The sequence below is a fragment of the Planctomicrobium limosum genome (assembly GCF_051465645.1).
Classification (GTDB): Bacteria; Planctomycetota; Planctomycetia; order Planctomycetales; family Planctomycetaceae; genus Planctomicrobium.
Genome location: NZ_CP195790.1, coordinates 5,482,807 through 5,492,586, shown reverse-complemented (window position 1 = coordinate 5,492,586; position 9,780 = coordinate 5,482,807). Strand labels below are relative to the sequence as shown.

General features: G+C 53.3%; 9 protein-coding genes. 6 read left to right on the top strand and 3 right to left on the bottom strand.

The window, feature by feature from the left end; all coding sequences use genetic code 11:
• Positions 1–488: 488 nt before the first annotated feature.
• The 3 genes from SH527x_RS20760 to cysC form a co-directional block, all read right to left on the bottom strand.
• Entirely contained in the window at positions 489–635 is a 147-nt protein-coding gene (locus SH527x_RS20760) for a hypothetical protein (RefSeq protein WP_437192600.1), read from the bottom strand.
• A gap of 199 nt (positions 636–834) precedes the next feature.
• On the bottom strand, positions 835–1,146 hold the full coding sequence (locus SH527x_RS20755) for an HU family DNA-binding protein (RefSeq protein ID WP_437192599.1): 312 nt from the start codon (positions 1,144–1,146) through the stop codon (positions 835–837).
• A gap of 694 nt (positions 1,147–1,840) precedes the next feature.
• Entirely contained in the window at positions 1,841–2,509 is a 669-nt protein-coding gene (cysC, locus tag SH527x_RS20750; protein ID WP_437192598.1) for an adenylyl-sulfate kinase, read from the bottom strand.
• A gap of 557 nt (positions 2,510–3,066) precedes the next feature.
• Here cysC and hisI point away from each other — a divergent pair.
• From hisI to SH527x_RS20720, 6 genes are all read left to right on the top strand, one after another.
• Complete coding sequence (gene hisI, locus SH527x_RS20745) at positions 3,067–3,450, top strand: phosphoribosyl-AMP cyclohydrolase (protein WP_437192597.1); 384 nt, start codon at positions 3,067–3,069, stop codon at positions 3,448–3,450.
• 109 nt (positions 3,451–3,559) lie between these two features.
• A complete protein-coding gene (gene hisG, locus SH527x_RS20740; protein WP_437192596.1) occupies positions 3,560–4,438 on the top strand; it encodes an ATP phosphoribosyltransferase in 879 nt (292 codons plus the stop codon).
• Between the two features lie 102 nt (positions 4,439–4,540).
• A complete protein-coding gene (locus SH527x_RS20735) occupies positions 4,541–6,028 on the top strand; it encodes a rhamnulokinase (protein ID WP_437192595.1) in 1,488 nt (495 codons plus the stop codon).
• Between the two features lie 115 nt (positions 6,029–6,143).
• Positions 6,144–7,091 carry a signal recognition particle-docking protein FtsY gene (gene ftsY, locus SH527x_RS20730; RefSeq protein ID WP_437192594.1) on the top strand — a complete coding sequence of 316 codons (948 nt, stop codon included), beginning with the start codon at positions 6,144–6,146 and terminating at the stop codon, positions 7,089–7,091.
• 228 nt (positions 7,092–7,319) lie between these two features.
• Positions 7,320–8,447, top strand: a complete 1,128-nt coding sequence (locus SH527x_RS20725; protein WP_437192593.1) for a hypothetical protein — start codon at positions 7,320–7,322, stop codon at positions 8,445–8,447.
• Positions 8,444–9,706, top strand: coding sequence for a DUF6754 domain-containing protein (locus tag SH527x_RS20720; RefSeq protein ID WP_437192592.1), 1,263 nt, complete (start codon positions 8,444–8,446; stop codon positions 9,704–9,706). The genes SH527x_RS20725 and SH527x_RS20720 overlap by 4 nt, the downstream gene beginning before the upstream one ends.
• The last annotated feature ends 74 nt before the right edge of the window (positions 9,707–9,780 follow it).

Here is a 9,780-nt window from a genome sequence, read left to right as displayed (position 1 = left end):
CTTGCAACCCTTTAGGCGGACTTCATCCACAATTGCATCTGACTCTGAAATCAACGGCGAAGAATATGCATGAGCGCACGCACACCAAAGCAGAAACGAATTCTGCCGCTGGCATCATGACTCTGCTTCCATTCCCACCGAATGTCACAGGCCCGACGGAATTGCGGATTGTCGCTGGATAACTGTCGAGGCATCGTCAGAACGGGCGACGCCTCTTGATGGATTACTCAACTCAACGAGGGTGATCCTACTCGGACGGTGGCCGTAGTCAAACCTAAATCGAAGCGGATCTTCGCTATCCTGAGGCGAGACACCGAAATCATGTTGCAGAGTCGACAATTGCGGCGATCCACAAATTTTCTGAACAGTGTTCCCATGTCTAAAAGCTGTCAATGACGGCATCCACAGCCTCACCCCAACATCGCGCCCGCCAGTCGAATTTCTGATGAATTGCCAGTCTTTTCTCAACTCAAACGGTTGCAAAAACCCTAACCGGAACTCTGCACACCCTTCTCGACGCAATCGCAAAAACCAACAACACTGGCGAGATCACCACGAACCACAATGTCCTGCAGGAAGTTCACAACAACTGATTCACGGAAGCCGAAAACGAATGCCTGCAAACGCAGTAACATCCCCACTCTGCCCCGCCGAGCATCGTTGCCGAAAACGAACAACCCCGACCATTTGGCCGGGGTTGCGCAAATATTGATCTCCTCAAGGACGCAGCAAACGCCCTGACTCACCAGAGACTCACACACACCATCAAGTCAGACTCAATGGCAATGACTGTGCGAGAACAAAAGCGAGCGATTCACATGAAAGCCGTCAGGCTTAGTGAACCATTTCTTTCAGCTTCTTCAAAGCGGTCACTTTCACGACCTTCTTTGCTTTCTTCGCTGGAATCTGAATCTCTTCGCCGGTCTGTGGGTTACGTCCGGTTCGTGCAGGCTGAGCCTTACGAGTCTTGATTGCAACTTTCAGCAGACCTGGGAGTGTGAATGCCCCTGGCCCTTTTTTGCCCAGGCTCTCTTCGATCAGACCTTCAAGCTTCTCAAGAACGTCTGCGATGTCTTTCTTGGAAACACCGGTTCGCTCGGAGAGCTCGTTCAGAATCTGTGTCTTTGTCAACGGCTTATCAGCCATTGTGGCTCCTTTCAAAATGGCATCCAAGAGGAAATGTATCCGTGAATTGCTGGGTAAGTAGACTCCGACGGATACTCATTGTCAATTATTGAAGGCATTCAAACCACACAAAAAGAGCACATTTTCCGCGGAAATCATGCGGCCGAACGCACCTCAGCCCCTGCCGGTTCACTCAAATCCCCCTCAAACACAGGGGCACGCCGCCCTCTTCACGAAGGCAGGAACAGCCTCTTGTGTTTTGCAGAAAACCCAGCAATTTCCCTAGTGAAACGCGATTTACACACCAGTGGCAACACGCATCCAGCCACTTCAACGAATGAGCAAATCAACGTTTCGCCAATGTTTTCCCTGAACTTCGCACGCGAAATCGCCTCAATCGAAAATTATTTTCAATCGGGGCGCAACAGAACGGCACCACACCTGCAACTTGCCGTACATTCGACACACAAGAAGCACCCCCAGATTCGCCGAAGTGCCCATTGCACCTTCAGGGCTCACACAGCGATCTCCGGACAACAGGTTCCAGCACGCTGACGCAGGATAATTCCCCCAATCACCTGCATCTCGGGAACGGAGCAGCGAATCTCCCTCTCAAACGCAAAAAGGCCGCACGGACTCACCGTGCGGCCTTCACATCTTCAACAGCAGTTACAAGGCTGCCGGGGCTTGTGGCCTAAGCCAGAAACCGGTCAGACTAGCGTGACAGGTAGCCGTTTGCCTTCAGGTACTCAACGACCTGATCTGCGAGCTCGTCGATTCCCTTGCTGTTGGAATCGAGAACGATTTCAGCCTTTTCTGGGGCTTCGTAAGGAGCGTCGATCCCGGTGAAACCTTTGATTTCGCCAGCGCGAGCCTTCTTGTAGAGGCCCTTTGGATCGCGGGTTTCGCAGATTTCAACGTTCGCATCGACCAGAACTTCGATGAATTCGCCTGGCTGCAGAATTGCGCGAACAGCATCGCGATCCATACGGTATGGAGAAATGAATGCTGTCAGGGTGATGATCCCTGCATCGGAGAACAGTTTCGCAACTTCTCCGATACGACGGATATTTTCCATGCGGTCTTCAGCTGAGAAGCCGACACCGAAGCGAGCACCAGCGTCTTCGCTGTATCCACACTTTTCAACGAGGGATTTCTTGTCTTTGTTCAACCCGAAGCGAATGTTATCGCCATCGAGAACGTAGGTACGAATGCCCTGCTCGTGCAGCTTGTGATCAACGGTATTGGCAATTGTGCTCTTGCCTGATCCGCTCAATCCGGTGAACCAGATCACGGCGGTCTTGTGTCCGTTCAAGTTTTTACGAGCGTCGCTGCTGACCTTGTGCTCGTGCCAAGTGATATTTCCGCCATCGCTAGCTGCCATGAATCAATCCGTCCTGAGAACCCAAGAATTCAAATTTCGCCCGAAACGACCGGCTGAATAGTAGAAAATGTGCCAGCAGTTGCAAAGGACTCTTCCACGGAATCGGACTCGACAGCCGAACCGGCCTTCTTACTCCAGAATCCACACAATCGCTTTTCACTCTAGTTCTCGGCAATACACTCCGCGCGTCAACATTCCCGACAGCGACACTGGTTACGACCGACGAAATCGGCACGATAAGACCTGACAGCGAGCTTTCATCGGATGAATCAACACGAAAACCGCTCTGTGAGGCATTGCCGAAACACCTGGCAGCCCTCAAACTACCTCCTTGCCTGCAAATCAGGAGTGTTCCAGCTGGCATCCGGTAGAGAGACGACGGTTCTCGTGCTACATTCATGGGAATTCAATGAATTCAGCCGGGTCGATCGGATCTCCTGCAACCTGTAAATCCGTCGTGGCCCTCGTAGTCCGCATGAAGTTCGCCACACATCGTAAATGGCTGACATGGTGAGGCGCAGCTGTTTTCAATTAATTTGAGATGAGGATATCGTCCCGTGAGTGGACCGAATTTTCAGAAAATCGACCTGATTCCAGTCATTGCCCAAGATGAATCCAGCGGCGTAGTGCTGATGCTGGCTTACATGAATCAACAGGCGTATGAGGAAACATTAAAAACAGGCAGAGTCTGTTATTACAGCCGAAGTCGCCAAAAGTTATGGCGAAAAGGTGAAGAGAGCGGAAACGTTCAGGAATTGAAATCGATCTATTATGACTGCGACGCAGACACCCTGCTCGTCAAAGTCAATCAGATTGGTGGGGCCGCCTGCCATGAAGGGTATCAAAGCTGTTTCTTCCGCCGGATTGATCCTGCAACTCAGGAATCAACGGTCGAAGGAGAACGGATCTTTGACCCGGCAACTGTCTACGGCAAGAAGTAACGAACGCAGAAACGTAGACGGACCAATCTCACAGGGCTTGTTTTAGAACTATCAGAATCAGAGCAAGCGGACTTTTCCGTGTTGCGCTGAACGAATTGAGGAAGCGACGATGTCGAATGAAGTGTTGAAGCTCGGTATTCCCGCCGGAAGTTTACAGGAAGCCTGTGCTGGCCTGTTCAAGAAGGCTGGCTACAACATCACATTCAACTCTCGTTCTTACTACCCATCGATTGACGATCCAGAGATCGAGTGTCTCCTGATTCGGGCTCAGGAAATGGCTCGATATGTCGAAGACGGCATTCTGGACGCCGGGATCACCGGACACGACTGGGTAATGGAGACGCAGGCGAATGTCCATGAAGTCTGCGAAATGGTCTTCTCCAAGACCAGCCGTCGCCCTGTTCGCTGGGTGCTGTGCGTTCCAGAAGATTCACCAGTGCAGACAGTGCAAGACCTTCAAGGCAAGCGAATCGCCACTGAAGCAGTCGGCCTGACCCAGGCATATCTGGCGAAACACGGTGTCACCGCCGATGTGGAATTCTCCTGGGGTGCGACTGAAGTCAAGCCGCCTCGACTGGCTGACGCCATCGTTGAGGTGACCGAAACTGGCTCTTCCCTGCGTGCCAACCACCTGCGCATCGTCGATCAGGTCATCGAAAGCACGACCCGCCTGATCGCAAATCGCGGAGCATGGGACGATGAATGGAAGCGTGAGAAACTGGAAAGCATCTCGCTGATGCTGCAGTCTTGCCTTGCAGCCGAAGGAAAAGTCGGCTTGATGATGAACGTCCGCCGCGGCGATCTGGAAAAAGTCCTCAACGCTCTGCCAGCCCTGAAGGACCCCACTGTTTCATCACTGTCTGATCCGGAATGGGTTGCTGTGAACACGATTCTGGACGAACACGTTGTGCGTTCAATCGTGCCTCGCCTGAAAGCCGCCGGCGCAAACGGCATCGTCGAATTCCCGATCAGCAAGATTATTGAGTAAATAATCATTGTGAAGGGGCCAATGTCCTGCTGAATGAGCCAGTCTCACTTCGCAAACGTTGGCAATCCCGCGAACTCGGCACTGGCTGCATTCGGAGTGATTATGGCAGAGCAAGTTTATCTGGCAGTCGACCTCGGAGCTGAAAGTGGCCGCGTCATCGCTGGCCTGTTCGATGGACATGAAATCCACCTGGAGGAACTCCACCGGTTTCCAAACGGACCGGTGGACGTTGCCGGGACTCGACGCTGGGATCTCATCGGACTCTGGAAAGAAATCCAGACCGGACTCTCCGCAGCAGCCCAGCGACACGGGAACAAGATCATCTCAGTTGGAGTCGACACCTGGGGCGTTGATTACGTTCTTCTGTCTGCCAAGGACCAGATGCTTGGTCAGCCGTACAACTATCGGGACCCTCGCACTGACGGCATTCTGGAACATGCCTGCACTCGTGTTTCGCGTAAGGAGATCTTTGCCGCAACCGGGCTGCAGTTCATGCCCATCAATACGCTGTATCAGATGCTTTCGATGCAGCTGAAGGACCCGGAATTACTGGCGATGGCAGACAAGCTGTTGCTGATTCCGGACTTCTTCCACTGGCTCCTCTGCGGCAGCAAAGTCGTCGAGTTCACAAACGCAACGACCACTCAGTTCTTTGACCCGATTCGTCGAAACTGGGCGTTTGATCTTTTACGGAAGTTCGAGATCCCGACAAAAATGCTGCCGGAAGTCGTTACTCCGGGCACGAATCTCGGCAAACTTCGCGCCGACCTCGCACACGCCACTGGCCTCGGACGGATCGATGTCGTCGCTCCTCCGACACACGACACCGCCGCAGCAGTGGCCGCCGTTCCAACAGATAGAACCGGCTCAGCGAACTGGGCCTACATCAGTTCTGGAACGTGGTCCCTGATCGGGGTTGAAGTACAGCAGGCGATCCTTTCAGACGACGCGTTGAAGCAAAACGTGACGAATGAAGGGGGAATCGACGGAACGTATCGTCTCCTGAAAAACGTGATGGGATTGTGGCTCGTCCAGCAGTGCCGACAATCCTTCATCAAGAGCGGCAACACTTTCGATTACACCCAATTGACTCATCTTGCTTCTCAGGCAGAGCCATTCCGATCCTTCGTTCAACCGAATGACCCCGTCTTCCTGAGCCCGGATGACATGGCGACGGTAATTCAAACGTGGTGCAAAACTCACGGGCAACAGGTCCCAGAGACGGAAGGACAAATTGTCCGCTGTGCTCTGGAGAGCCTTGCACTGAAATATCGCGAGGTTCTCGAAGGGATCGAAAAACTGACCGGCGAAACGATCGAAGTCATTCACGTTGTCGGGGGCGGATGCAAAAATGCCCTGCTCAACCAGTTTACGGCGAATGCCTGTGGTCGTCCGGTCATTGCCGGGCCAACAGAAGCAACAGCACTCGGAAACGTCCTGATTCAGGCTCGAGCCGCAGGCAAGATCGGCTCGCTGGCCGAGATCCGGCAAGTCGTAAAGAACTCTTCCGAGTTGCAGACATTCGAACCTCGCGACACGGCATCATGGAATGATGCTTATCGTCGGTATCAGGCGCTCGCGACTCAATAGTTACGGCCTGAAGTGCATTTAGGTATCAGAATCAATCACCAGTTTTTTCGTTTCAGAAGAAGGCAGTCTGAACGTCAAATCTGACCACTGCGAAACAATTTGAACGGCACAAGTCATGGGGCTTTTTGACAATCTCAAATCCGCACTGAAGAAGACCAAGGACGTCTTGCGGACAGATGTGCGCGACCTGTTCAAATCAGGCGAAATCCTCGATGAAACGAAGCTTGAGGAGTTCTATCGAGGACTGATCACCACCGACATGGGTGTCACCGCAGCCGGGGAAGTCGTCGAGGCACTTCGGAAGGAATATGGCGGACGAACCGTCGATCCAGCCAAGGTCTGGGACGTCGTTCGTTCAAAACTCCGTGAGATTCTGATCGGAGAGACACCCCAATCCTGGTCGAGCAATGACCCCATCGGACCGTTGAATAAAGCGGCTCAGGGACCGACGATTATCCTTGTCTCAGGCGTCAATGGCGTCGGAAAAACAACTTCTATTGCAAAGCTTGCCAACCTGCTTCATAAGTCTGGCAACAAAGTTCTGCTCGGCGCTGGCGACACGTTCCGCGCGGCTGCTGTTGAGCAGCTGACAATGTGGAGCAAACGCATCGGGTGCGACATCGTCACCAAGCCACCTCAAAGTGACCCGGCAAGCGTCGCCTTTGAAGCGTGCGATCAGGCAGCAAACAAGCAACTCGATTTCGCCATCATCGATACTGCCGGTCGCCTGCAGACTCAGCAGAACCTGATGGACGAGTTGAAGAAGATTCACCGCGTCATCAACAAACGCGTGGAAGGAGCTCCACACGAAAGCCTGTTGATTCTGGACGCGACGACCGGACAGAACGGCCTCAGTCAGGCCTCCAAGTTCAGTGAAGCTGCTGGATGCACCGGAATCATCCTGACGAAACTCGACGGTACCGCCAAAGGGGGCGTTGTCATCGCAATTCGCCAGAAGATGGGAATCCCGGTGAAGTACATCGGCGTCGGAGAGAAGATCGACGACCTGCAGGTGTTTTCACCAGACGACTTTGTTGATGCGCTGTTCGCGGATATTGACTAACTCAGGTTGCGCAGACACCGCTGATCGCAGTCCCCTGCCCTGATGCTGAGAAGCGTCACGTCGCACGATCAGCGCAAAATGAATCAACATCGCCGATTCACAATGACAGATGGGGTGGTGACGCGTTAAAACAGACATCTGAAACGAACGCCGACAACTGGGCATGAATTCCAGCGCAGTGACAACGGCGTCTTCCGTGAGTTCAGAAACATGATCTCAGCGTGACCTATGAGCTACACACCCGGACTTCAGGTTAAGGCCGCAACGCACTACCGCGTTCAACGAGTCTTACCGATTCCGGGTGACCTTCTTGTTCATGTCGACGACACAGTCACTGCGAACCAGATTGTTGCAAGAGCCAACCAGCCTGGCGATCTTTTCCCTGTCAACATTGCGAATGCTCTCGGCATCAGCCCCGGCGATGTCGCTTCTGCAATGCGAAAGACGACCGATGAAACTGTTGAACCCGGCGAACTGCTGGCCGAGTCGAATGGTCTCTTTGGATATTTCAAAAAAGCGTACCATTCGCAAATCGCCGGCATCGTCGAATCGGTATCCAATGTGACCGGTCAGGTCATTCTCAGAGGAACTCCTCAACCGGTTCAGATCAACGCCTTTGTTGACGGAAAAGTGATCGAAGTCCTTCCGCCAGAAGGAGTCGTTGTCGAAACAACAGCCGCCTTTATTCAGGGGATCTTCGGGATCGGCGGCGAACAGCATGGGCCACTCAAGATCGTGGTCGCGTCCCCTGATGAAGACCTCGTCCCGGAACGGATTAAACCGGAACACGCAGGGTGCATCATTGTTTCCGGGCGCCGAATTCATGGCGATGCTGTCATTAAAGCTCGCGACCTGGGAGTCGTTGGCATCATCTCTGGCGGCATCGACGATCAAGATCTCAAAGCAATACTCGGTTACGACATCGGTGTTGCCATTACCGGATCTGAACAGATCGGCCTGACCCTCATTATCACCGAAGGCTTTGGCGATATCGCGATGGCGCAGCATACGTTCTCATTGCTGCAGTCTCTCGCTGGTCAGAATGCTTCGATCAACGGCGCAACTCAGATTCGAGCTGGGGTTCTTCGCCCTGAAATCGTCGTTCCTTTGGTGAATCTTCCAGCAAACAGCCAGATCGATTTCGCCGAACGTGTCGCGGAAGCAGAACTGAGTGTTGGTGCGACAGTCAGGCTGATTCGTGATCCTTATTTTGGAGAACTGGGGACCGTCACCCAGCTCCCGATCGGACCGCAACGACTTGACTCGGGATCGAAAGCCAGAGTGCTGGAGGTCAAATGCCTGTCCGGAAAAACGGTGACTGTCCCGCGTGCCAATGTGGAGATCGTGGTTGAATGAACACACACCGCCATCACCGACGAATCATCAAGAGAACGCCCCTGCTTCTGATCGCGTTCGTATTCTGTTGCAGCAGTCGGATTCTTGTTGCTGCGCCACCAGCTCCCCCGAGAAGCCTCACGGCGGCAGATGTTCCGCATGACAACGGGACACGAATCCAGTTGACCATCGGTCTCCCTGTGAGTGCTACGTCACCAGCAAATCCTCCCGGTGGTGAACAAGAGACTGAGTATGTCATTGAGCAGAGTGGCGAGTATCGCGGGCTCTATCATGAAGTCGATAGGGTTGTTCCTTCCCCTCAAGACATTGCCGCTGGCAAACTTCAGGTCACAGTCAGTGATCTGCATCGAAACGTTCCGTACTGGTTTCGTGTCAAAGCGATGAATGCCGACGGAGAATCATCGACATCGCTCCGAACTGCTGAAGCGGATCCCACGGTACCAACGCGTCAACTCTTCGACGGAAGCCGCTACTGGTTATTGATCATGACGCTCGTGATCTGCGGCGGCATCATGTTGTTTATCGCGCTCGCTAAATCCGGTATGAAGTTGAAGATTCGAAAGATCGCCGGTCTGGATGCCATCGAAGAAGCGGTCGGGAGAGCCACTGAAATGGGACGCGCCTGCCTCTTCGTTCCTGGTGTCCAGGACATGAATGAGATGCAGACGATTGCAGGATTGACGCTGCTGGGCCGCGTCGCCGAACGTGCCGCTGAGTTTGATTGCCACCTCGACACACCGACTTCAAAAGCACTCGTAATGACTGCTGCGAGAGAGACTGTTTCCAATGCGTTTCTTGCGGCGGGTCGCCCGGAAGCTTATCAGGAAGACACGATTTACTATGTGACTGATGACCAGTTTGCCTACGTCTCTCACATCACAGGAAAAATGGTTCGCGAGAAGCCTGCTGCGTGCTTCTACCTTGGCTCCTTCTATGCTGAGTCACTCATTCTGGCCGAGACTGGAAACTCAATCGGTGCCATTCAGATTGCAGGAACAGCTCAGCCGGCACAGCTCCCCTTCTTTGTTGCCGCATGTGATTACACACTGATCGGAGAAGAGTTCTTCGCAGCAAGCGCCTACCTTTCGAACGATCCAAATCAGCTCGGCAGCCTTAAAGGGCAGGACTTCGCCAAGATCATTGTCGTGGCAATCATCGTCGTCGGAGTCGGCCTCGCCACCGCCGCTCACTTAACCGGCAATCCGATGTTGACGTCGATGAGCGATTACCTCCGGAACCAGATTCTCAGCGGCACATAGCCCGAATCACCGGTTGCCAAACAAAGAAACCCTGGCAGATCCCGCCAGGGCTTCTTTATTTATAGGATCACTTC